This window comes from Bradyrhizobium sp. LB14.3, assembly GCF_040547985.1.
Lineage (GTDB): Bacteria > Pseudomonadota > Alphaproteobacteria > Rhizobiales > Xanthobacteraceae > Bradyrhizobium.
This window is the reverse complement of the sequence record NZ_JBEPQT010000019.1, coordinates 101,822-125,335: the sequence shown is the minus strand read 5'-3', so window position 1 is coordinate 125,335 and position 23,514 is coordinate 101,822. Positions and strand designations below refer to the sequence as shown.

Below are 23,514 nucleotides of genomic sequence, written 5' to 3'. Positions count from 1 at the left end.
ATAAGTGCAGATGTCATCGCCCGCGGATGCGGGCGATCCAGTACGCCGTGACAGTCGTGATAAAGACGGGCGGCGCGGAATACTGGATGCCCCGCCTTCGCGGGGCATGACGAGGTGTAAAGACTTTTCAGCTCAATGCTTCGTCCAGGAACGCCTTCAACTGGGCCTGATGCTTGGACATCAAGCCAGTGGCGGTCGCGGCGGAAGCGGCGCGGCCGACATAACGCGGACGCCGGCTCACACCGTTCACCTGGTTCAGCACCCATTCCAGATAGGGCTCGATGAAGTGCCAGGCACCCATGTTGCGCGGCTCTTCCTGGCACCACACCATTTCGGCCTTCTTGAAGCGGGACAGCTCGGCCACCAGCGCCTTCAGCGGCACCGGATAGAGCTGCTCGACGCGCATCAGGTAGATGTCGTCGATGCCGCGCTTCTCGCGCTCCTCGTAGAGATCGTAATAGACCTTGCCGGTGCAGAGCACGATGCGGCGGATCTTGTCGTCCGGAACGAGCTTGGTCGCCTCGCTCGGCTGCATCTGGGCGTCATCGTAGAGGATGCGGTGGAAGGTCGTTCCCTTCGCGAGTTCCTCGAGACGCGACACAGCCCGCTTGTGACGCAGCAGCGACTTCGGCGTCATCACGATCAGCGGCTTGCGGATCTCGCGATGAAGCTGCCGGCGCAGCACGTGGAAATAGTTCGCCGGCGTGGTCGGGTAGACCACCTGCATGTTGTCTTCGGCGCACATCTGCAGGAAACGCTCGAGCCGCGCCGAGGAATGCTCCGGTCCCTGGCCCTCATAGCCGTGCGGCAAGAGGCAGACGAGGCCGGACATGCGCAGCCATTTGCGCTCGCCCGAGGAGATGAACTGGTCGAACACGACCTGCGCGCCGTTGGCGAAGTCGCCGAACTGGGCTTCCCACAGCGTCAGCGTGTTCGGCTCGGCGAGCGAGTAGCCGTACTCGAAGCCGAGCACCGCTTCTTCCGACAGCAGCGAGTTGATGACCTCGTAATGACCCTGCTCGTGGCCGAGATGGTTGTACGGCGTGTAGCGGCTCTCGTCCTCCTGGTCGATCAGGACGGAGTGGCGCTGCGAGAAGGTGCCGCGCTCGGAATCCTGGCCCGACAGGCGGACATGGTGGTTCTCGTTGAGCAGGGTGCAGAACGCCAATGCCTCGCCTGTCGCCCAGTCGATGCCGGCGCCGGTGTCGATCGCCTTGGCGCGGTTATCGAGGAAGCGCTGGATGGTGCGGTGGACGCGGAAACCGTCCGGCACCTTGGTGATCTTGCGGCCGATATCCTTCAGTTCGGCGGTGTCGACGCCAGTGACGCCGCGCCGCGCATCTTCTTCCTGATCGGCGATCTTGAAACCGGCCCATTTGCCGTCGAGCCAGTCGGCCTTGTTGGGCTTGTAGCCGGAGCCGGCTTCGAGCTCGGCATCGAGCCGCGCGCGCCAGTCCGCCTTGGCCTTCTCGACCTCGCCCTCAGTCAGCACGCCTTCGCTGATCAGGCGACGGGCATAGAGTTCGAGCGTCGACGGATGGGCCGCGATCTTCTTGTACATCACCGGCTGGGTGAAAGCCGGCTCGTCGCCCTCGTTATGGCCATGCCTGCGGTAGCAGAACATGTCGATGACGACGGGCTTGTGGAACTTCTGCCGGAACTCGGTCGCGACCTTGGCCGCGAACACCACGGCCTCCGGATCGTCGCCGTTGACGTGGAAGATCGGCGCGTCGATCATCTTCGCAACATCCGACGGATACGGCGAAGACCGGGAATAACGCGGATAGGTGGTGAAGCCGATCTGGTTGTTGACGATGAAGTGCACGGAGCCGCCGGTGCGGTAGCCCTTCAGGTCCGACAGGCCGAAGCATTCCGCGACCACACCCTGGCCGGCAAACGCTGCGTCGCCGTGCATCAGGAGCGGCATCACCGAGATGCGCTGGTCCGGCGGATCGCCGTGCTGATCCTGCTTGGCGCGGACTTTTCCGAGCACGACGGGATCGACGATCTCGAGATGCGAGGGGTTGGCAGTCAGCGACAGATGGATGCGGTTGCCGTCGAACTCGCGATCCGAGGATGCGCCGAGGTGATATTTGACGTCGCCCGAGCCTTCGACCGCGTCAGGGTTGGCCGAGCCGCCCTTGAACTCGTGGAACAGCGCGCGATGCGGCTTGCCCATCACCTGGGTCAGCACATTGAGGCGGCCGCGATGCGGCATGCCCAGCACGACCTCCTTGACGCCGAGATTGCCGCCGCGCTTGATGATCTGCTCGAGCGCGGGGATCAGCGATTCAGCACCGTCCAGGCCGAAGCGCTTGGTGCCGGTGAATTTGGTGTCGCAGAATTTCTCGAAACCTTCGGCTTCGACCAGCTTCATCAGGATGGCGCGACGGCCTTCGCGCGTGAAGGAGATTTCCTTGTCCGGCCCCTCGATCCGCTCCTGGATCCACGCCTTCTGCGCCGCGTTGGTGATGTGCATGAACTCGACGCCGAGCGTCTGGCAGTAGGTGCGCTCGCAGATCGCGGTGATTTCGCGCAAGTTGGCGTATTCGAGACCGAGCACATGGTCGAGGAAGATCTTGCGGTCGAAATCGGCTTCGCTGAAGCCGTAGGTCCGCGGATCGAGTTCTTCGCGATTGCGCTGGGCCTCGATGCCGAGCGGATCGAGCTTGGCGTGGAAATGACCACGCATGCGGTAGGACCGGATCAGCATCAAGGCGCGGACCGAGTCGCGCGTAGCCTGGAGCAGGTCGGCGGAGGAGAGGCCGCCGACCTTGCCGCCGCCCTTGTCGCCGCCCCTGGCCTGCGCCTTGGCGGCGATCTTGGGACCGACCGTCTTCTCGACTTCCGCCCAATTGCCGTCCAGGGCGGAGGTCAGATCGTCCTGCGGGGTCAGCGGCCAGTTGGCGCGCTCCCAGGACGGGCCTTCGGCGTTCTTGCTGATGTCAGCCGGCTGGTCGTTGAGGCTCTTGAAGAAGTCCTGCCACTCGGCATCCACCGAGGACGGATCCTTCTCGTAGCGGGCGTAGATTTCATCGATGTAAGTGGCGTTGGTGCCCTGCAAAAAGGAGGAGAGGGCAAAGGCTGCGTTCGCGTCTTGGCGAGACATACTTGAGTTCCTGGCGATTTCGGTTCGCGCATAACAAACGGCGCTGGCGCTGGGCTCCCCGGCAGAGGACCAGCGCGACAGGCACCATTTACCCTATTTGCTGCGAAACTTCGCCCGGAAAAGTGCGAAGGAGTGAATTAGCCCTTCAATTTTTCGGCAAGCGTGTGCCCAAGGCGGGCGGGAGACGGAGACACTGTAATTCCTGCCGATTTCATCGCGTCGGTCTTGGAACCCGCGTCGCCCTTGCCGCCCGAAATGATCGCGCCGGCATGGCCCATGCGGCGGCCGGGAGGGGCCGTGACACCGGCAATGAAACCGACCATCGGCTTCTTGCGGCCGCGCTTGGCTTCGTCCTTGAGGAACTGGGCGGCGTCTTCCTCGGCGGAACCGCCGATCTCGCCGATCATGATGATCGACTCGGTCTTGGGGTCGCCCAGCAGCATTTCCAGCACGTCGATGAACTCGGTTCCCTTGACCGGGTCGCCGCCGATGCCGACCGCGGTGGTCTGGCCGAGGCCTTCCTGGCTGGTCTGGAACACGGCTTCGTAGGTCAGGGTGCCGGAGCGGGAGACGATGCCGACGCTGCCGGTCTTGAAGATGTTGGCCGGCATGATGCCGATCTTGCACTCGCCGGCGGTCATGACGCCCGGGCAGTTCGGCCCGATCAGACGCGACTTGGAACCGGCCAGCGAACGCTTCACGCGCACCATGTCGATGACAGGAATGCCCTCGGTGATGCAGACGATCAGCGGGACCTCGGCATCGATGGCTTCGCAGATCGCATCGGCCGCGCCCGGCGGCGGCACGTAGATCACGGACGCGTCGGCGCCGGTCTTCTCACGCGCCTCGCGCACGGTGTCGAACACCGGCAGGCCCAAATGCGTCGCGCCGCCTTTGCCCGGCGAAGTGCCGCCGACCATCTTGGTGCCGTAGGCAATCGCGGCCTCCGAGTGGAAGGTGCCGTTCTTGCCGGTAAAGCCCTGGCAGATGACCTTGGTGTTCTTGTCGATCAGGATGGACATGAGGTCTGCTTTCGCGAAACTAACGTGTGAGAGGTCAGTGGATGCGGCGGTAGACGCCGGTGAGGACGTCGGCCCAGCCTTCCGCGTCCGGCGAGAACTGGATCTTCAACGAATAGGAATCGTCGTCGATGATTTCGTAGACGTGGCGCGCATTGCCGCGGAGCGAGCCGCGCACCAGCGTCAGGGTCTTCCCGACCCAGCCGCCGGAGGCGGGCGAGGGCGGCGTGTAGCCGAGCGAGTCGTACCAGAACAATTTGTAGGTCCGGTCCTCGCTGTCGAAGGTGAAGATGCCGTGGGTGGCGAAGACCTGCTTGCCGTCGCGCATCTGAACCGAGTCCTGGATCAGGTAAAACCCGTTGAGATCCATATGTGCCACGACGTGCGAGGTGGCCGGCCCGCCTTCCGTCCAGCGCGACGGAAAGACCACCTCTTCGCCATTCCATTCGCCGGCGAACGCGGCAAGACGCGCGTGCTCCGGCAGCGGTGATGATGCGGCGAGATGGTCCTGGGTCATGGCCTTAGCCTCCCTTGACGGCCTTCACGATCTTCTGCGCGGCGTCGTCGAGATTGTCGGCCGGCACCACGTTCAGGCCGGATTCACGGATGATCTTCTTGCCCAGTTCGACATTGGTGCCTTCAAGGCGAACCACCAGCGGCACGCTGAGGCCGACTTCACGCACCGCAGCCGTGACGCCTTCGGCGATCACGTCGCACTTCATGATACCACCGAAGATGTTGACCAGGATGCCCTTCACGTTGGGATCGGCGGTGATGATCTTGAAGGCGGCCGCGACCTTTTCCTTGCTGGCGCTGCCGCCGACGTCGAGGAAGTTCGCCGGCGCCATGCCGTAGAGCTTGATGATGTCCATCGTCGCCATGGCGAGACCGGCGCCGTTGACCATGCAGCCGATGTTGCCGTCGAGCGTGACGTAGTTGAGATCGTACTTCGACGCCTCGATTTCCTTGGCGTCTTCCTCGGTCTCGTCGCGCAGCGCCAGCACCTCGGGGTGACGGAACAGCGCGTTGTCGTCGAACGACACTTTTGCGTCGAGCACGCGGAGCTGGCCCTGCTTGGTTACGACCAGCGGGTTGATCTCCAGCATCGACATGTCCTTGGCCACGAAGGCCGCGTAGAGCTGCGCGGTGAGCTTCTCTGCCTGCTTGGCGAGATCGCCGGAAAGCTTCAGCGCGTTGGCGACGGTGCGGCCGTGATGGCCCATGATGCCGGTCGCGGGATCGATCGAGAAAGTCACGATCTTCTCGGGGCTGTTGTGCGCGACGTCCTCGATGTTGACGCCGCCCTCGGTCGATACCACGAACGAGACGCGAGAGGTCTCGCGGTCGACCAGGATCGAAAGATAGAATTCCTTGTCGATGTCGGAGCCGTCCTCGATGTAGAGGCGGTTGACCTGCTTGCCGGCGGCGCCGGTCTGGATCGTCACGAGCGTGGCGCCGAGCATCTGCTTGGCGAACTCGGAGACCTCCGCGGCCGACTTGGCGATGCGGACGCCGCCCTTGTCGCCGGCGGATGCTTCCTTGAACTTGCCCTTGCCGCGGCCGCCGGCGTGGATCTGGCTCTTGACCACCCAGACCGGGCCCGGGAGGGCCTTGGCCGCTGCGTCTGCGTCTGCCGCCTTCAGGACCGCAACGCCCTTGGAGATCGCCACGCCGAACTCATTCAGCAGCGCTTTGGCCTGATATTCATGGATATTCATATGGTCGCTCCCTGAACCCGCGGGCGGTGACCGCAGGGGCCCACCTCAGTCTTGTGGCTGGCATACCATATACCACAGGAACTGCAACTCGGATTCTTTGACATCGATCTCTGGACTTGCGGACCCGGAACCCGCCCGACGCGGCCCCCGGAAATGAAACCGCCGAAGACCGGTTTCGGTCTTCGGCGGGGACGTTTTGACCTTAGCGGCCGAGAAGATCGGGTGCGATCTTCTTGCAGGCGTCGACCAGGCCTTGAACCGCGCCGACCGACTTGTCGAAGGCCTCGCGGTCCTTGCCGACGAGTTCGATCTCGACGACGCGCTCGACACCCTTGGAGCCGATCACGACGGGCACGCCGACATACATGTCCTTCACGCCGTATTCGCCGTTCAGGTAGGCGGCTGAGGCCAGCACGCGCTTCTTGTCGCGCAGATAGCTCTCGGCCATCGCGATCGCGGAGGCCGCGGGCGCGTAGAAGGCCGAGCCGGTCTTGAGCAGATTGACGATCTCGGCGCCGCCGTTGCGGGTGCGGTCGACGATCTCGTCGAGGCGCGCCTGCGAGGTCCAGCCCATCTTGATGAGGTCGGGCAGCGGGATGCCGGCGACGGTGGAGTACTTCACCAGCGGCACCATGGTGTCGCCATGGCCGCCCAGCACGAAGGCGGTGACGTCTTCGACCGAGACGTTGAATTCGTCGGCCAGGAAGTAGCGGAAGCGCGACGAATCCAGCACGCCGGCCATGCCGACGACCTTCTTGTGCGGCAGGCCGGAAGCCTTCTGCAGCGCCCAGACCATCGCGTCGAGCGGGTTGGTGATGCAGATGACGAAAGCGTCGGGGGCGTACTTCTTGATGCCGGCGCCGACCTGCTCCATGACCTTGAGGTTGATGGAGAGGAGGTCGTCGCGGCTCATGCCGGGCTTGCGCGGCACGCCGGCGGTGACGATGCAGACTTTTGCGTTGTCGAGCGCCTCGTAGGAGTTCGCGCCGGTGAAATGCGCGTCAAAGCCGTCGACCGGCGAGGACTGCGCGATGTCGAGCGCCTTGCCCTGCGGCACGCCCTCGGCGATGTCGAACATCACCACATCGCCCAGCTCTTTCAAGCCGATGAGATGAGCCAACGTTCCGCCGATCTGACCGGAGCCAATCAAAGCAATCTTGTCGCGCGCCATGTGAACCTGTCCTTTAGACACGTCAGGAGGGGAAAACTGAGACGGGTGGTTATCCCTTTAGCCTCCCCCGTTCAAGTCGCCGGTTGCCCAATTGTCGGGCTGGCCGCGTATTGGAGCGCATCCCTGTCATTCCAGAGCGCATCCAACCAGCTTGCACGAAACATGGTCCAATGGCGGGCTCCGTCGCGGCCCCCCGGGAATGACACCGCTGGCAAATAGGACTTAAGTCTCCACCAAGCCCTTGGTCGAGCCGCTGGCGGTGGAATCCTTGCGGCCGTGGGGCAGCGCCAGATAGGATTCCGAGCTCATTTCAATCAGGCGCGACGACGTCCGCTTGAACTCGTTGGCCTCGTTGCCCTCGTGGGCGAGGTACAGCGAGATCGGGTTCGCATCGGCGGAAGCCATTAGCTTCACGGCATTGTCATAGAGTGTGTCGATCAGCGTGATGAAGCGCTTGGCGGCGTTGCGCTGGGAGAGGTCCATCACTGGAATATGGTCGACCAGGATAGTGTGATAGTCGTGCGCCAGCCTGAGATAGTCGGACGCGCCGAGCGGCTTCTCGCAGAGATCGGCGAACGAAAACCGCGCCACGCCGGGGGCCGAGCACGGCACGTGCAGGATGCGCCCCTTGATCGAAATATCGCGCGGCTTGCATTTGGCGCTGCCGGACATCTTCGACCAGGCGCGGTCGAGCGCGGTGTCCGCCTCAGTGTCTGCCGGCGTCAGCCACATCGGCACGCCCTGAAGTTTTTCCAGCCGGAAGTCGGTGCGCGCGTCGAGCCGCAGCACGTCCATGTGGTCGGTAATCTGCTTGATGAACGGCAGGAACAGCGAACGGTTCAGACCGCCCTTGTAGAGATCGTCGGGCGCGACGTTGGAGGTCGCGACCACCACGGTGCCGAGTTCCAGCAGCTTTGCGAACAGACGGCCGAGGATCATCGCGTCGGCGATGTCGGTGACGTGGAATTCGTCGAAGCAGAGCAGCCAGCTCTCCTCGAAGATGGCGTTCGCGGTCAGCGTGATGACGTCGCCGTCGGCGATCTCGCCGCGCGCGATGCCCTGGCGATAGTCGTAGATGCGCTCGTGCACATCGGCCATGAACTCGTGGAAATGCGCGCGCCGCTTGTGCTCGACGGTGCTGTGCTGAAAGAACAGATCCATCAGCATGGTCTTGCCGCGGCCGACCTCGCCATGGACGTAGAGCCCGTGCGGCGCCTCGTCCTTGTCGCTGCTGAACAGGCGGCTGAGCAAGCCCTGCTTGCGCGGCGGCTTGTAATCGGCGAGCCGCTGGTCGAGCGCCGTATAGGCTTCGGCGATTTCGGCCTGCGCAGCGTCGGGCTCGATCGCGCCGCACGCGATCTGAGCCTGATACGCCTCGCGGAATGGGGAACTGGGGGTCGAGAGCATGGCTCTTTACCGCCAGAGACTGGCGGAAATTGCAACTGTGTATTGGCGCAAGGGGCGCATGCGCTTACCCTGGTCCACGTGGGTGCGGGCGGATGATTGAAATATCAGAGAGTTAAGCGGCTACTTTGAGGTTCCTGACATGGCTCTTAGTATTGAGGACCCCGAGACCGAGCATCTCGCGTGGAGGCTGGCGCAACTCACCGGCGAGACCGTTGTGGTCGCGACGAAGCGAGCTATCGAGGAGCGGCTTAGCCGGATCGACAATCAGCACCGCAAGACTGCTCTCTTGGACGATATGGCTGCGAGCCGCCGACGCTGGAGCGAGCTGCCTGTGGTAGCCGACCAGACGGCAGACGAAATTGTTGTCTATGACAAACACGGGTTGCCATTCTGACCGCGATAGACGCCACGCGCCATATGGCTCGCGAGCCAAGCTCACTCACACAACTCGTAAGCGTCCTCGACCACATAGGGACCGCCGCCGGTGGAGGCGCGCGAGGAGAACAGCACGAAACGTTCGGCCGTGAACGCCTTGCTGGGAAAATAGCCGCGCAGCGAGAGATAGTCGGCGACATCTCGGTCGGTGGCGTCGTGCAGACGGGCCAGCGTGACATGCGGGATGAACTTGCGGCCTTCAGGGTCGAGGCCGATCCGCTGCATCATGCGCTCGAGCTCGGCCTGCAATTCCATCAGCGGCTTGCTCGGCACGATGGTTGCGACCACCGCGCGCGGCTTGCGTCCGCCGAAACTCTGCAAACCCTGCACCTTCACCTCGAACGGCTTGCGGTCGACGCGAAACAGCATCGAGGCGATTTCGTTGGCGGACATGCCGTCGATATTGCCGATGAAACGCAGGGTGACGTGGTAATTCTCGGGATCGATCCAGCGGGCGCCGGGAAGCCCGCCCCGCAAATTGGAAAGCGACTGGCCAATCTCGGCCGGAATTTCCAGACCGGTGAACAAACGCGGCATCGTTTCGCACTCCCGATGCTTGGGCATGATCCCTTCGGAAAGACCATATCCAAATTTTAGAGCCGGCGACGAATCACCGGTACCCCAATTCCTATCGCAGTTGTGTGACCCTGCGAAGCATCGCGCGCCTTACCCCGGTAAAACCTTGGGAATTACGGTCGGCGCTGCCTGCTTTTCAACGCCGTTGCTCAGCTATCGTGCCAAGGAATGCCTCAACCGTGGGCAAGATATTCTTGACGATGATGTCGACGCCCGCCGCGGTCGGATGAATGCCGTCGGCCTGGTTGAGTTTGGCGTCGGCCGCGACACCCTCAAGAAAAAACGGATAGAGCGGCACGTCGAATTTTCTCGCCAGATCCGGATAAATCGAATTGAAGCGTGCCGCATAATCGGGGCCGTAATTCGGCGGCGCCAGCATGCCGCACAGCATCACCGCGATCTTGCGCGCCTTGAGGCGCTGGACGATCTCGGTGAGCGCGGTGCGCGTCAAGTCGGGATCGATGCCGCGCAACGCGTCATTGGCGCCGAGCTCGATGATGACACCATCGGTTCCGTCAGGGACCGACCAGTCGAGCCGGTCACGGCCACCCGACGAGGTGTCCCCGGACACCCCCGCGTTGGTCATGTCGATGTCTATGCCTTTGGCCTGCAAGGCTTTTTGAACCTTTGTGGGGAATGCTTCCTGGGCCGGGAGGCCAAGACCGGCGCTTAAGGAATCGCCCAGAACGACAAGCTTGACCGGTTTTGTCGCTTCCGCCCAGGCCGGATCTGCGACCGTCATCAAAGCGAACATTAACACGGCTATGTGCATGAACAATCCGTAACGCCTCTCGACCGCGCGTACGGAGTTGCCATATGACCGGACCATGGACACTCGCATCTCTTCCTCTTCGCTCGCCGACAGCTCGGCAGACACCATCGCCATCTCCAACGTCAATCTGTCATTGGGTACGGGCGCGGCACGCGTTCACATTCTCAAGGATATCAGCTTGCGCGTCGGCCGTAGCGAGACGATCGGCCTGATCGGCCCGTCAGGCTCGGGCAAATCCACGCTGCTGATGGTGATGGCTGGGCTGGAGCGTCCTGATAGCGGAGAGGTGGTGGTCAGCGGCACGCCTTTCAATGGCCTCGACGAGGACGCGCTGGCCCGCTTCCGCGGCCGCCAGGTCGGCATCGTCTTCCAGTCCTTCCATTTGATCCCGACGATGACGGCGCTGGAGAACGTCGCCGTGCCGCTCGAGCTCGCCGGCAATCCCGACGCCGCCAAGCGCGCGGCGCAGGAGCTGCAATCGGTCGGGCTCGGCGATCGCCTGCATCATTACCCGACACAACTCTCCGGCGGCGAGCAGCAGCGCGTTGCGCTGGCGCGCGCGCTGGCGCCCGATCCCGCGATCCTCGTTGCCGACGAGCCGACCGGCAATCTCGACGAAGCCACCGGCAAGCAGATCGTCGATCTCCTGTTCAGCAAGCATGCCGAGCGCGGCATGACCCTGGTGCTGGTCACGCACGATTCCTCACTCGCGCATCGCTGCGATCGCGTGATCCGCCTGCGTTCGGGGCGCATCGACACGCAGTCTGCGCCCGCATGAGCGCAGCAGTCGAACCGTTCGCGAAGCCTAACGGCGTCGCGCTGTCGCTGCGCTACGCGCTGCGCGAATTGCGCGGCGGCCTGCGCGGCTTTTACGTATTCATTTCCTGCATCGCGCTCGGCGTGATGGCCATCGCCGGCGTCGGCTCGGTCTCGGCGAGCCTGAGCGACGGCCTCGCTCGCGAGGGCCGCACGCTGCTCGGCGGCGACGTGTCGTTCGTCTTGTTTCAGCGCGAAGCGAAGCCGGAGGAAGTCGCCTTCCTGCGTTCGCGCGGTACCGTCTCGAGCGCCGCCACACTGCGCGGCATGGCGCGGTCGGCGGAGGGCCAGCTCGCACTGGTCGAGATGAAGGCGGTCGACGACACCTATCCGATGCTCGGACAGCTGACGCTGGCGCCGCCGCTGCCGATGTCCGACCTGCTCGCGGAGCGCGACGGCGCGTTCGGCGCCGCCGCCGATCCGACGCTGCTGGCGCGGCTCTCGCTCAAGACCGGTGATCGCGTCACCGTCGGCTCAGCAACGTTCCAGATCCGCAGCACGGTCGAGGCCGAGCCTGACAAGCTCGCCGGCGGCATCGGCTTCGGCCCGCGCTTCCTGATCAGCGAGGCAGGCCTGCGCGCGACAGGCCTGATCCAGCCCGGCAGCCTGGTGCGCTGGGTCTATCGGGTGAAGCTGCCGGAGATCGCCAACAGCGAGCGCGACACCGCAACCTTCATCGCGGATGCGCGCAACGCCGCGCCGCAGGCCGGCTGGGAGGTCCGCAGCCGTTCCAATGCCTCGCCGCAGCTCGAACGCAATATCAGCCGCTTCACGCAGTTTTTGACGCTGGTCGGCCTCGCTGCGTTGCTGGTCGGCGGTGTCGGCGTCGCCAATGCCGTCAAGAGCCATATCGACCACAAGCTTGAGGTGATCGCGGCCTTGAAGGCCGTCGGCGCCACCGGGCGCGACGTGTTCGGCATCTATCTCGCGCAGGTTCTCCTGCTCGCAGCGATCGGCTCGTTGATCGGCCTTGCGCTCGGCGCCGCCATGCCCTTTGCGATCGTCGGCCTGTTCGGCAAGCTGCTGCCGCTGCCGGTGGTGCCGGCGGTGCATGCCGACGAACTCGCGCTGTCGTTCGTCTACGGGCTGCTCACTGCGCTTGCCTTCGGCCTGTGGCCACTCGGGCGCGTGCACGACGTGCCGGTGGCCGCGCTGTTCCGCGACACCATCAGCAACGAATGGCACCGGCCACGCTGGAGCTACCTCGTTTTCATGGCCATCGTGGTCGCGCTGCTCGTCGCGGTCGTGATTGGCCTGTCGTTCGACAAGCGCATCGCCGCGGTGTTCGTGGCCTCCTCCGTCGTCGTGTTCGCGCTGCTGCGCGGCATTGCCGTGCTGCTGATGGCGATCGCGCGGCGGCTGCCGCGCACGCGGTTGCCGATGCTGCGCCTCGCGATCGCCAACATCCACCGGCCGGGCGCGCTGACGCCCTCGGTCGTGCTGTCATTGGGCCTCGGGCTCGCGGTGCTCGTCACCATCACCCAGATCGACGGCAATCTGCGCCGGCAGTTCCTGGCGGCATTGCCCGAGCACGCACCGTCGTTCTTCTTCATCGACATCCCGAGCACGCAGGCCGAGCAGTTCGACGGTTATCTGCGCCAGATCGCGCCTGGCGCGAAGGTCGAGGACGTGCCGATGCTGCGCGGGCGCATCGTCGGAGCCCGCGGCGTCCGCGCCGAGGAGCTCAAACCCGCCACCGATTCCGAGTGGGTGCTGCAGAGCGACCGTGGCCTGACCTATACCGCCGATCTGCCGAAAGGCTCCAAGGTGGTCGAGGGCGAGTGGTGGAGCCCCGATTATACCGGCCCACCGCTCGTTTCGATGGAGAAGAAGATCGCGGACGGGCTCGGCCTCAAGCTCGGCGACGAGGTCGTGGTCAATATCCTCGGCCGCGACATCCCCGCGAAGATCAGCAATCTGCGCAGCATCGACTGGCAGGGCCTCGGTATCAATTTCGTCCTGGTGTTCTCGCCGAACGCGTTCAAGGGCGCGCCGCACACCCACATCGCGACGCTGACGGAAGCCGGCGGCGATGCGGCCGGCGACGGCAAGATCATCAAGGAGGTCGCCGACGCCTATCCGATGGTGACGAGCGTGCGTGTGCGCGAGGTAATGGAGACGGTCGGCTCGGTCGTGACCAATCTGGCGCTGGCGATCCGAGGCGCCAGCGCGGTGACCCTGATTTCGGCGATCCTGGTGCTGGGCGGCGCGCTTGCCGCCGGCCATCGCCACCGGGTCTACGATGCGGTGATCCTCAAGACCCTGGGCGCGACCCGGCTGCGGCTGCTCGGCGCCTATGCGCTCGAATACCTCCTGATCGGCCTCGCCACTGCGGTTTTCGGCGTTTTCGCCGGCAGCGTCGCTGCATGGATGATCGTGACCCGGCTGATGACGCTCACCTTCGTCTGGCAGGCCGGCAGCGCGGCCGGCGTGGTCGCGGCCGCCCTGGTCGTCACGGTCGGCCTCGGGCTCGCCGGCACGCTCCTGGCGTTGAACAAAAAGCCCGCCACGGTGCTGCGGAATTTGTGACAAATGGTAGCGGGCGGCTGCGCGGGGGCGGAATCGCACGATTCCGGCGATTAACCACGTTTGCTCGCCAGGATTGCGGGCGAGGGCGACATTCAGCCGCGCGTGGACGGTTGCAGCGAATGTGTTAGTTTCCCACATATCGAATGGGTTCGGAGCCCCGATTGTTAGCCAAAATTTAGTCGGCAGACATCGGTATCCGAGATAGAATTTGACGAACCGGTGGCATGGAGCCCTCATGCCGGACCGGGCTAACCAACGGGAATTCGACCATGTCGGACCTAGACCGTAACTACGCTTCTCCTTTCGGCAGGGCCGCCGGGCGTGTTGACGCCGCGACGGTCGATGCCGGCCTGCGCGCCTACATGCTGCGCATCTACAACTACATGAGCATCGGCCTGGCCATCACCGGCCTTGCCGCACTCGGCGTCTACATGGCCGCCGTGACGGATGTTCCGACCCCGGAAGCCGTCCGTGTCGGCAAGCTGTTCCTGACGCCGTTCGGCTACGCGATGTTCGTCAGCCCCCTGAAGTGGCTGTTCATGCTCGCGCCGCTCGCCATGGTGTTCGTGATCTCGGCGGGCATCAACCGTCTCGCGCCCTCGACCGCCCAGATCCTGTTCTGGGTGTTCGCGGCGCTGATGGGCGTCTCGCTGTCCTCGATCTTCCTGGTGTTCACCCACACCTCGATCGTGCGGGTGTTCTTCATCACCGCGGCGACCTTCGGCGCGCTCAGCCTCTACGGCTACACCACAAAGCGTGACATGAGCGGAATGGGTTCGTTCCTGTTCATGGGCCTGATCGGCATCGTCATCGCGAGCCTGGTCAACCTGTTCCTGGCGAGCTCGTTGCTCCAGTTCGTCGTGTCGGTGGTTGGCGTGCTGGTGTTCGCGGGCCTCACCGCCTGGGATACCCAGCGGCTGAAGAACGACTACATCTACGGCTACGCCTCGGCCGGCGGTGAAGTCGCGGAGCGTGCGGCCATCACCGGCGCGCTGTCGCTGTACCTGAACTTCATCAACCTGTTCACGCTGCTCCTGCAGCTCCTCGGCCAGCGCGACTAAGCGCAAGCCCAGAGCGAACAACACGAGCCCCGGCCGAAAGGTCGGGGTTTTTGCTTGGGGCCGGACGTCGCAGCACCCGCCGCTGTCATGCCCCGCCTTGTCCGCAATTGCGCACTGGGGCGGGCGATCCAGTACGCCGCAGCGGCTCCGTTCTAGCCGCGCTGTCTCGGAGTACTGGATGCCTATGCGGGGCATGACAGCGGAGAAGATGGGGCCTGCGGCGCTCGCAAAGACGACGCCGAGAAGCCGTTGCCTCTTCCAGCCGTCTCGGGAACGCTCTAATCTCGCCCCATGTCCGCACCTGAAATCAGGCCCACCCTCGAGGCCGACCTTCCCGCCATCACCGCCATCTACCAGCAGGCCGTCCGCGAGGGCACCGCGACCTTCGAGCTGGACCCGCCCGATCTCGCCGAGATGACGCGCCGCTATCGTACGCTGATCGACGGCGGCTATCCCTATTTCGTCGCCATCCTCGACGGCCGCGTTGCCGGCTATGCCTATGCGGGGGCCTACCGGCCGCGGCCGGCCTACCGCTTCACGGTCGAGAACTCGATCTATCTCGATCCAGGCTTTCACCGTCGCGGCGTCGGACTTCTGTTGCTGGAGCGTCTGGTTGTCGAATGCGAGGCGCGAGGCTTCCGCCAGATGATCGCGGTGATCGGCGATTCCGCCAATGCCGGCTCGATCGGCGTGCACACCAAGGGTGGCTTCAAGATGATCGGCACGCATCCCAGCGTCGGGCTGAAATTCGGCCGCTGGCTGGATACGGTGATGATGCAGCGCGACCTCGGCGAGGGTGCGGGTACGGTGCCGGGGAAGTAGGCTCGCTCTCGCAGGATGGGCAAAGCGAAGCGTGCCCACCTAGCGCGGCGATTGAGGAGAGATGGTGGGCACGGGCGCGCTGCGCCTTTGCCTACCCTACGGCGCTGTTCGTGCAGTTACACCACCGCCAGCTTGCGATCGATCACCAGCAGCACGCGTTCGAGCTCGTGGCCGCGGCGCAGGATCAGACCCGTCGCCGAGATCACGCTGTACATGCCCTGCTTGCGCGCGAGGCGCGGATCTTTTTCGATGCGATAGATCGGCACTTCCGAGGCGCGGCGAAACACCGAGAACACGGCGCGGTCTTTCAGGAAGTCGATGGCATAATCACGCCACTCGCCGTCGGCGACCATACGGCCGTAGAGATTGAGAATACGATGCAACTCGAGCCGGTTGAACGTCACCCGGCCCAGTTGCGCATTCGCAGCGGCTGGGCGCGCCGCCGCGCGCTGTTCGCTCGGATCGGCATCCTCCGACAGACTCATAGAAAGCCTCCTGTCGCCACAGCATGATCACGTCCGCGAAGACCGTCCCCGGAACCGCGGATCATGACAGCTGCATGATTGCCCCAACTGTTCCCCACCGCAAGGGGGCCTTGAGAGGGCGCATAGAATCCGGTGCGAATTCCGGGCACACGCAGGGTGGAACTCTGTCGCGCAAACCGTCACGGGATCGTTAGCAAGAATCATAGTGTCGCCGCTTTTCCGCCAAGCGACTGCCGCCCTGCCCTGCCAAAAAGCGGGTGTGCGTTGACCCGGTCCTTTCGGTTCCGGATTCCTCAGCCCCCAGCCCCCCGGGGTCGTCAGGATCGGGTCTGTTCGCACGACAAGGAGGGCCAACGCAAGTTGGTCCTTTTTTGTTTGTGCCGGGATGTTTCTGGCTCGACCAATTCCTCTCCACACCGCGCAAACTCCCCTCATCCTGAGGAGCCGCGAAGCGGCGTCTCGAAGGATCGAGGCCGGGCTGCATCAGCGGGGCCTGCATGGTTCTCGCGGCGATGCGCAGCATCGTCCGCCACGCGCGCAAGGGCGCGCTCCTCACCATGAGGGTTGAGAGCCCAGTACGACTCTTAGAGAGAGAATCGAATCAGTGCAGCGACGTATACGCCGCGCCCAGCATCGGCCCCGGCTTTTCCCGGCTGCCGTCCTGGACATAGACCACAGCGCCGTCGACGCCGTCGCGCGTGAGGTTCTCGATCGGCACCGTCCAGCTTTCCGAACGGCCGGTCCAGTCGCCGACCTTGAGTAGGTTGCGAACCACGTTGTGATAGATGACCTGCTGTCCGCGATTTTCGCCGCGGCTGATCGCGATCGGCACCGATTTCGCAATCGAGCAGATCCAGACCTCGCCACGCGAGACCGCCGGTTCCTTGCTCGCGGCCACCGAGACATTGATCTGCTTGCCCGCGAGCGACATCGTCACCGGCACGCTCATCACGCCCGTGCCCTTGTCGGTCTTGCCGATCGCGCTTTCGATGCCGGTGCGGTCGCTGCCGACGACATGCGTGGAGCCGTTGACCACGACCTGGGGCGTATAGACTTCGCGGTCGCCGCGCATGCGCGAATAGGCCCGCTGCCGTGCAGAAAAACGCGAATCCGCCAGTGTGTCCTTCCAGCCGAGATAATCCCAATAGTCGATCGGCATGCTCAGCGCGATGATCGAGGGATCGCTGGAGAGGTCGCCGATGATCTTGTCGGCCGGCGGGCAGGAGGAGCAGCCCTGCGAGGTAAACAATTCGACAACGGCGCGGGGCTCAGCTTCGGCAGGACGAATGACGGCGACGATCGCGCAGATCCCGAGTGCGCCCGACCAGAGGGCACCGGACCAACGCGAAACCAGATGAGAAGCCGTCATTGTTGTCATGTCGAACGCCGCACACCATTACTCGTGAGAGGGGAAATCTTACCGCCGGATGGTCACCGTAGTCTTACGGGCCTCACACATTCGACCGTCCTTGGCGAAGTTCTCTGCCGGACAGGCCCATCTGAAGCCTGCCGCAAAGGCGCGAAGGCGGCCTTGTGATAGGCCGCCTTCGTTCAACCTTCTACTCACTTCGCAGTGAGCCACCGTTCACAAATCCGCGCTTACGCCGCGAGCTTGCGCAGCACGTAGTGCAGGATGCCGCCGTTACGGTAGTATTCGAGCTCGTCCAGCGTATCGATGCGGCAAAGCAGCGAAATGCGCTGCAACGAGCCGTCGCCGGAGACGATCTCCGCGGTCAGCTTCTGGCGCGGCTTCAAATCGCCGACGAGACCACGCAACGTGACCTTCTCGTCGCCCTTCAGACCGAGCGACGACCAGGAGGTGCCGTCCTCGAAGGTCAGCGGCAGCACGCCCATGCCGACCAGGTTGGAGCGGTGGATGCGCTCGAAGCTCTGGCAGATCACGGCGCGCACGCCGAGCAGACGGGTGCCCTTCGCGGCCCAGTCGCGCGAGGAGCCGTTGCCGTATTCCGCGCCCGCGAACACCACCAGCGGGACCTGCTCCTGCTGGTACTTCATCGCGGCGTCGTAGATCGACATCTGCTCGCCGTCGGGCCAGTGCTTGGTTAGGCCGCCTTCGGGGATATTTCCGTCCGCACCTTTGAGCATGAAGTTCTTGATGCGGATATTGGCGAAGGTGCCGCGCATCATGACTTCATGGTTGCCGCGCCGCGTGCCGTACTGGTTGAAGTCGGCCGGACGCACCTGGTGCTCGCTGAGGTATTTGCCCGCGGGCGAGGTGAGCTTGATCGAACCGGCCGGCGAGATGTGGTCGGTGGTGATCTTGTCGCCGAACATGGCGAGGATGCGCGCCTCGACGATGTCGGTGACCGGTTCCGGCTCCTTCTTCATGCCGTCGAAATAGGGCGGGTTCTGCACATAGGTCGAGCTCATGTTCCAGCGATAGGTCTCGCTCTCGACCGTCTTGATCTTGCGCCAGTTGGTGTCGCCCTTGAACACGTCGGCATACTTCTTCTTGAAGATCGCCGCGGTCACGAACTTCTTCATGAAGGCGTTGATCTCCTTCGTCGTCGGCCAGATGTCCTTCAGGTAGACCGGCTTGCCGTCCTTGCCTTCGCCGAGCGGCTCGACGGCCAGGTTCTTGGTGACGCTGCCCGCGAGCGCGTGGGCGACGACGAGCGGCGGCGAGGCCAGATAGTTCGCCTGCACGTCCGGCGAGACGCGGCCTTCGAAGTTGCGGTTACCGGAGAGCACGGCAGCCGCGACGATGCCGTTGTCGTTGATCGACTTCGAGATCTCCTCGGGCAGCGGGCCGGAATTGCCGATGCAGGTGGTGCAGCCGAAGCCAATCAGGTTGAAGCCGACCTTGTCGAGATCGGCCTGGAGACCGGAATCGGCGAGATAGGCCGCCACCACCTGGCTGCCCGGGGCGAGCGAGGTCTTCACCCACGGCTTCGCCTTGAGGCCCTTCGCGGCGGCGTTACGCGCCAGCAGACCGGCGCCGATCAGCACGCTCGGATTCGAGGTGTTGGTGCAGGAGGTGATCGCCGCGATCACGACGTCACCATGGCCGAGGTCGAAGTTCCTGCCGTCGACGGCAAAGCGCTTCGCCGGCTCGTCGGTCTTCTTGTATTCGCTGGCGAGGGCGACCGAAAAGCCTTCGGCGACCGACGGCAGCGCAATGCGGCCTTCGGGACGCTTCGGACCGGCCATCGAAGGCACGACGTCGCCGAGGTCGAGCGTCAGCGTCTCCGTGAACACCGGATCGGCCGACTTGGCGGTGCGGAACAGTCCCTGCGCCTTGGCATAGGCCTGCACCAGCGCGACCCGCGCCGGGGCGCGGCCGGACGTCTTGAGATAATCGAGCGCAGCGGCGTCGACCGGGAAGAAGCCGCAGGTCGCGCCGTATTCGGGCGCCATGTTGGCGATGGTCGCCTTGTCGGCGACGGAGAGATGGTCGAGGCCGGGGCCGAAGAACTCGACGAACTTGCCGACGACGCCGAGCTTGCGCAGCATCTGCGTCACTGTCAGCACGAGGTCGGTCGCGGTGACGCCTTCCTTCATCGCGCCCTTCAGCTTGAAGCCGACGACGGTCGGCAGCAGCATCGACAGCGGCTGACCGAGCATGCAGGCTTCCGCCTCGATGCCGCCGACGCCCCAGCCGAGCACGGCGAGACCGTTGACCATGGTGGTGTGGGAGTCGGTGCCGACCAGCGAGTCGGGATAGGCGACCTCGAAGGTGCCGGTCTTCTTGCCGACCGTCATCTTTTCCTTCTTGGTCCAGACCGTCTGCGAGAGATATTCGAGATTGACCTGGTGGCAGATGCCGGTGCCGGGTGGCACGACGGAGAAGTTCGTGAACGCTTTCTGGCCCCACTTCAGGAACTCGTAGCGCTCCTGGTTCTGCTTGTATTCCTCGGTGACGTTCTTGCCGAAAGCCTTGTTGTCACCGAAGAAGTTCACGATCACGGAGTGGTCGATAACGAGATCGACCGGCACCAGCGGATTGATCTTCTCGGCATCGCCGCCAAGCTTCTGCATCGCGTTGCGCATGGCAGCGAGGTCGACCACCGCCGGCACGCCGGTAAAATCCTGCATCAGCACGCGAGCCGGGCGGAACGCGATCTCATGCTCCAGCGACTTCTTGCGCAGCCATTTCGACACCGCGACGATGTCTTCCTTCTTGACCGAGCGACCGTCCTCGTTGCGGAGCAGGTTCTCGAGCAAAACCTTCATCGAATAGGGAAGTTTGGAAATTCCCTTCAGACCATTCTTCTCGGCCGTGGGCAGGCTGTAATAGACATAGGTCTTGGCGCCGACCTTGAGGGTCTTTTTGCATTTGAAGCTGTCGAGCGAGGTCATGAAAGGAAATCCCAATTGTTAGTTATACCCGGCAAGGGGTATTTTAACACCGTCAGCGATTCCGGCTAGGTCGCTTGCAGGGGCAGGTTAAGTTGCTGCATCAAGTAGTTCCGGGCTTATAGAAGCTTTCTAACGGCGCCGCCACAGCCACAATGGTGCCGCAGCAATTCGCGAGCCAAAAATTCCCATGCGCTACCCCAAGATTTCCTGAGGCCTGGCTTGAGCGGATTGATACGAGGCACGATGCAGCTTTCCGGACGCGGGGTGATTTGCGTGCGGGGCGGACGCGACGTGTTTTCCGGGCTCGATTTCAAGGCCGGCTCGGGCGAAGCCGTGGCGGTCGTGGGCCGCAATGGATCGGGCAAGACGTCGCTGCTGCGGCTGATCGCGGGCCTGCTCGTTCCGGCGGGCGGCACGATCGCGCTGGACGGAGGCGATGCCGAGCTGACCCTGCCGGAGCAATGCCACTATCTCGGTCATCGCGACGCCCTGAAGCCGGCCCTGAGCGTGGCAGAGAATCTGGCATTCTGGGCCGATTTTCTCGGCGGGGAGCGTTTTGACCCTGTCGAAAGCCTCGCCATCGTCGGCCTCGACCACGCCGCCCATCTGCCGGCCGCCTTCCTGTCCGCCGGCCAGCGCCGCCGGCTCTCGCTGGCCCGCCTGCTGACGGTCCGCCGTCCGGTCTGGCTGCTCGACGAGCCGACCACGGCGCTGGATGTCGCCGGCCGGGACATGTTTTCCGGATTGATGCGCGAGCACCTCGGCCGCGGCGGCCTGATCATCGCCGCCACCCACGCCCCGCTCGGCATCGATTCGCGGGAGCTTCGGATCGGGGGTGTGGCATGAGACGGTCCGACCCTCAGATTTCCAGGCGGTCGGGTCTAGCCTCGTCCTTCCGCCGCTGCCTTGCGAGAGCCACCCCATGACCGCCCTGTCCGCCCTCATTCGCCGGGACATCCGGATCGCGCTTCGCGTCGGCGGCGGGGCGCTGATTGGCGTGCTGTTCTTCCTGACCGTGGTGGTGCTGATGCCGTTTGCGGTGGGGCCGGATCTGGCGCTGCTGTCGCGGCTCGGGCCGGCGATCCTGTGGCTGGGCGCGCTGCTGGCGAGCCTGCTGACGCTCGACCGGCTGTTCATGGCCGACCACGAGGACGGCTCGCTCGACCTGATCACCATGAGCCGGACACCGCTGGAACTCGCCTGCGCGTCGAAAGCGCTGGCGCATTGGCTCGCCGCCGGCCTGCCGCTGATCGTCGCAACCCCCGTGCTCGGCCTGCTGCTCAACCTCGACATGGTCGCAACCGGCGCTGTGGCGCTGACGCTGCTTGCCGGCACCCCGGCGCTGACGTTCACCGGCATGATCGGCGCGGCGCTGGCGGTGACGCTGCACCGCGGCGGCTTGCTGATGGCCGTCCTGGTGCTGCCGCTGTCGATTCCGGTCCTGATTTTCGGGGTCGCGGCCTCGCAGGCCGTGATCGTCGGACCCATGACGTTCGGCGCGCCGTTCTCGATCCTGTGCGCGCTGTCGCTGGTCAGCCTCGTGGTCGGCCCTTTCGCGGCCGCGGCGAGCCTGAAGCATGGACTGGACTGACCTTGACCCCAATCAATTTTCGCTCCGGACTTTCGTGCTGATTGCCTGAGCGCTTACCTGTGACTATCAGAATACCATGACCCTGATCGACCTCGCCAACCCCACACGGTTCCTCGCGCTGACGGCGCGGGTGTTGCCATGGCTTGCGGCCGCGACTGTCATCCTGCTCGCGGTCGGGCTCTACCAATCGGCCTACGCGCCCGACGACTACCAGCAGGGCGCGACGGTGAAGATCATGTTCATCCACGTGCCCAATGCGTGGCTGTCGATGTTCGTGTGGGGCGTGATGAGCCTGGCCTCGCTCGGCACGCTGGTGTGGCGGCATCCGCTCGCCGATGTCGCCGCCAAAGCTGCAGCCCCGATCGGCGCCGCCTTCACCTTTCTTGCGCTGCTGACGGGCTCGCTGTGGGGCCGGCCGATGTGGGGCACCTATTGGGAATGGGACGCGCGGCTGACCTCGGTGCTAATCCTGTTCCTGATGTATCTCGGCCTGATGGCGCTGTGGCGCGCGGTCGACGATCCCTCCCGCGCGGCGCGCGCTGCGGCCGTGCTGACCTTGGTCGGTGCGATCAACCTGCCCATCATCAAGTTCTCGGTCGATTGGTGGAACACGCTGCACCAGCCGGCATCGGTGATGCGGATGGGCGGCTCGTCGCTCGACAAATCCTTCTTGATCCCGTTGCTGGTGATGGCGATCGCGTTCACGCTGCTGTTCGTCACGCTGCATCTGGCAGCGATGCGCAACGAGATTTTGCGCCGCCGTGTCCGCTCGCTGCAAATGATGCAGGCGAGCCGTGTGGCGTTTTCGAGCGACGTGGGCGCATCGAAAGAAATTGGGGCTGCATGACGATGTCGCTTGGCCCCTACGCATCCTTCATCGTGACGTCCTACGCGGCAGCCGCCCTCGTGGTCGTGATCCTGATCGGCTGGATCGTGCTCGACTACCGTAGCCAGATCCAGCGCCTGCGCGATCTCGACCGCAGCGGCATCACCCGCCGTTCGGGGCGCAGCGGGAGTGATCAGCGATGACGAGCGATCAACCGACGTCCGCTCCGCCGCAGCGCCGCATCTTCCTGATGGTGCTGCCGCTGGTCGCCTTTATCGGCTTGGCACTGTTATTCTGGTTCCGGCTCGGCAGCGGCGATCCCTCGCGGATTCCTTCCGCGCTGATCGGTCGTCCCGCGCCGCAAACCACGCTGCCGCCGCTCGATGGATTGCAGGCTGACAACGCGCAGATCCCCGGCCTCGATCCCGCCGCCTTCAAGGGCAAGGTCAGCCTCGTCAATGTCTGGGCGTCCTGGTGCGTGCCGTGCCACGACGAGGCGCCGCTCCTGACCGAATTGGCAAAAGACAAACGCTTCCAGCTCGTCGGCATCAACTACAAGGACGCCGCCGACAACGCGCGGCGCTTCCTCGGGCGCTACGGCAACCCGTTCGGCCACGTCGGCGTGGACGCCAACGGCCGCGCCTCGATCGAATGGGGCGTCTATGGTGTGCCGGAGACGTTTGTCGTCGGACGCGAAGGCACCATCGTCTACAAGATGGTGGGACCGATCACGCCGGACAATCTGCGGACGGTGTTGTTGCCGCAGATGGAGAAGGCGCTGAAATAGTCACCGTCATTGCGAGGAGCCCTTGCGACGAAGCAATCCAGACTGTCTCCGCGGAGGGATTCTGGATTGC

21 protein-coding genes are annotated in these 23,514 nt (G+C 64.2%); 10 read left to right on the top strand and 11 right to left on the bottom strand.

What is annotated here, in order from left to right; all coding sequences use genetic code 11:
• Positions 1-127 precede the first annotated feature (127 nt).
• From ABIB00_RS28275 to zapE, 6 genes are all read right to left on the bottom strand, one after another.
• Positions 128-3,109 carry a 2-oxoglutarate dehydrogenase E1 component gene (locus tag ABIB00_RS28275; RefSeq protein ID WP_354106609.1) on the bottom strand — a complete coding sequence of 994 codons (2,982 nt, stop codon included), beginning with the start codon at positions 3,107-3,109 and terminating at the stop codon, positions 128-130.
• Between the two features lie 137 nt (positions 3,110-3,246).
• On the bottom strand, positions 3,247-4,131 hold the full coding sequence (gene sucD, locus ABIB00_RS28270) for a succinate--CoA ligase subunit alpha (protein ID WP_247344406.1): 885 nt from the start codon (positions 4,129-4,131) through the stop codon (positions 3,247-3,249).
• A gap of 34 nt (positions 4,132-4,165) precedes the next feature.
• Complete coding sequence (locus ABIB00_RS28265; RefSeq protein ID WP_354106608.1) at positions 4,166-4,645, bottom strand: DUF1579 family protein; 480 nt, start codon at positions 4,643-4,645, stop codon at positions 4,166-4,168.
• A 4-nt stretch (positions 4,646-4,649) separates the two neighbouring features.
• Positions 4,650-5,846, bottom strand: coding sequence for an ADP-forming succinate--CoA ligase subunit beta (sucC, locus tag ABIB00_RS28260; RefSeq protein ID WP_247344410.1), 1,197 nt, complete (start codon positions 5,844-5,846; stop codon positions 4,650-4,652).
• Positions 5,847-6,048: 202 nt separating this feature from the next.
• Positions 6,049-7,017 (bottom strand): malate dehydrogenase, encoded by a 969-nt coding sequence (gene mdh / locus ABIB00_RS28255; RefSeq protein WP_247344412.1) that lies wholly within the window; start codon positions 7,015-7,017, stop codon positions 6,049-6,051.
• Between the two features lie 222 nt (positions 7,018-7,239).
• The gene (zapE, locus tag ABIB00_RS28250) at positions 7,240-8,424 is read right to left on the bottom strand and encodes a cell division protein ZapE (protein WP_354106607.1); all 1,185 of its coding nucleotides are present in this window, start codon (positions 8,422-8,424) and stop codon (positions 7,240-7,242) included.
• 139 nt (positions 8,425-8,563) lie between these two features.
• Between zapE and ABIB00_RS28245 the strand changes: the two genes are divergently transcribed.
• Positions 8,564-8,818, top strand: coding sequence for a type II toxin-antitoxin system VapB family antitoxin (locus ABIB00_RS28245; protein WP_354106606.1), 255 nt, complete (start codon positions 8,564-8,566; stop codon positions 8,816-8,818).
• A 41-nt stretch (positions 8,819-8,859) separates the two neighbouring features.
• Here ABIB00_RS28245 and thpR read toward each other — a convergent pair whose 3' ends face one another.
• Both thpR and ABIB00_RS28235 read right to left on the bottom strand, forming a co-directional pair.
• Positions 8,860-9,396: an RNA 2',3'-cyclic phosphodiesterase gene (thpR, locus tag ABIB00_RS28240; protein WP_247444080.1), complete on the bottom strand. Its 537-nt coding sequence runs from the start codon at positions 9,394-9,396 to the stop codon at positions 8,860-8,862.
• 175 nt (positions 9,397-9,571) lie between these two features.
• Positions 9,572-10,207: an arylesterase gene (locus ABIB00_RS28235; RefSeq protein WP_354106605.1), complete on the bottom strand. Its 636-nt coding sequence runs from the start codon at positions 10,205-10,207 to the stop codon at positions 9,572-9,574.
• A gap of 55 nt (positions 10,208-10,262) precedes the next feature.
• Between ABIB00_RS28235 and ABIB00_RS28230 the strand changes: the two genes are divergently transcribed.
• The 4 genes from ABIB00_RS28230 (at position 10,263) to ABIB00_RS28215 (ending at position 15,435) form a co-directional block, all read left to right on the top strand.
• Entirely contained in the window at positions 10,263-10,985 is a 723-nt protein-coding gene (locus tag ABIB00_RS28230) for an ABC transporter ATP-binding protein (RefSeq protein WP_354106604.1), read from the top strand.
• Positions 10,982-13,552, top strand: a complete 2,571-nt coding sequence (locus ABIB00_RS28225) for an ABC transporter permease (RefSeq protein WP_354106603.1) — start codon at positions 10,982-10,984, stop codon at positions 13,550-13,552. The genes ABIB00_RS28230 and ABIB00_RS28225 overlap by 4 nt, the downstream gene beginning before the upstream one ends.
• 269 nt (positions 13,553-13,821) lie before the next feature.
• Positions 13,822-14,613, top strand: coding sequence for a Bax inhibitor-1/YccA family protein (locus ABIB00_RS28220; protein ID WP_247344431.1), 792 nt, complete (start codon positions 13,822-13,824; stop codon positions 14,611-14,613).
• Positions 14,614-14,904: 291 nt separating this feature from the next.
• Entirely contained in the window at positions 14,905-15,435 is a 531-nt protein-coding gene (locus tag ABIB00_RS28215; protein WP_247344434.1) for a GNAT family N-acetyltransferase, read from the top strand.
• A 116-nt stretch (positions 15,436-15,551) separates the two neighbouring features.
• Here the strand turns inward: ABIB00_RS28215 and ABIB00_RS28210 are convergent, their stop codons facing one another.
• The 3 genes from ABIB00_RS28210 to acnA form a co-directional block, all read right to left on the bottom strand.
• Positions 15,552-15,920 (bottom strand): DUF2794 domain-containing protein, encoded by a 369-nt coding sequence (locus ABIB00_RS28210; protein ID WP_247344437.1) that lies wholly within the window; start codon positions 15,918-15,920, stop codon positions 15,552-15,554.
• 601 nt (positions 15,921-16,521) lie between these two features.
• On the bottom strand, positions 16,522-17,298 hold the full coding sequence (locus ABIB00_RS28205; RefSeq protein ID WP_247444084.1) for a DUF1223 domain-containing protein: 777 nt from the start codon (positions 17,296-17,298) through the stop codon (positions 16,522-16,524).
• A 221-nt stretch (positions 17,299-17,519) separates the two neighbouring features.
• Positions 17,520-20,240 carry an aconitate hydratase AcnA gene (gene acnA / locus ABIB00_RS28200; protein ID WP_354106602.1) on the bottom strand — a complete coding sequence of 907 codons (2,721 nt, stop codon included), beginning with the start codon at positions 20,238-20,240 and terminating at the stop codon, positions 17,520-17,522.
• Positions 20,241-20,483: 243 nt separating this feature from the next.
• Between acnA and ccmA the strand changes: the two genes are divergently transcribed.
• The 5 genes from ccmA (at position 20,484) to ABIB00_RS28175 (ending at position 23,444) form a co-directional block, all read left to right on the top strand.
• Positions 20,484-21,086, top strand: a complete 603-nt coding sequence (ccmA, locus tag ABIB00_RS28195; protein ID WP_354106601.1) for a heme ABC exporter ATP-binding protein CcmA — start codon at positions 20,484-20,486, stop codon at positions 21,084-21,086.
• A 76-nt stretch (positions 21,087-21,162) separates the two neighbouring features.
• Positions 21,163-21,831 carry a heme exporter protein CcmB gene (gene ccmB / locus ABIB00_RS28190; RefSeq protein WP_247444087.1) on the top strand — a complete coding sequence of 223 codons (669 nt, stop codon included), beginning with the start codon at positions 21,163-21,165 and terminating at the stop codon, positions 21,829-21,831.
• Positions 21,832-21,907: 76 nt separating this feature from the next.
• Entirely contained in the window at positions 21,908-22,678 is a 771-nt protein-coding gene (locus ABIB00_RS28185; RefSeq protein WP_354106600.1) for a heme ABC transporter permease, read from the top strand.
• Positions 22,675-22,860: a heme exporter protein CcmD gene (gene ccmD / locus ABIB00_RS28180; RefSeq protein ID WP_247344454.1), complete on the top strand. Its 186-nt coding sequence runs from the start codon at positions 22,675-22,677 to the stop codon at positions 22,858-22,860. The genes ABIB00_RS28185 and ccmD overlap by 4 nt, the downstream gene beginning before the upstream one ends.
• Positions 22,857-23,444, top strand: coding sequence for a DsbE family thiol:disulfide interchange protein (locus tag ABIB00_RS28175; RefSeq protein ID WP_247344457.1), 588 nt, complete (start codon positions 22,857-22,859; stop codon positions 23,442-23,444). The genes ccmD and ABIB00_RS28175 overlap by 4 nt, the downstream gene beginning before the upstream one ends.
• Positions 23,445-23,514: the final 70 nt, after the last annotated feature.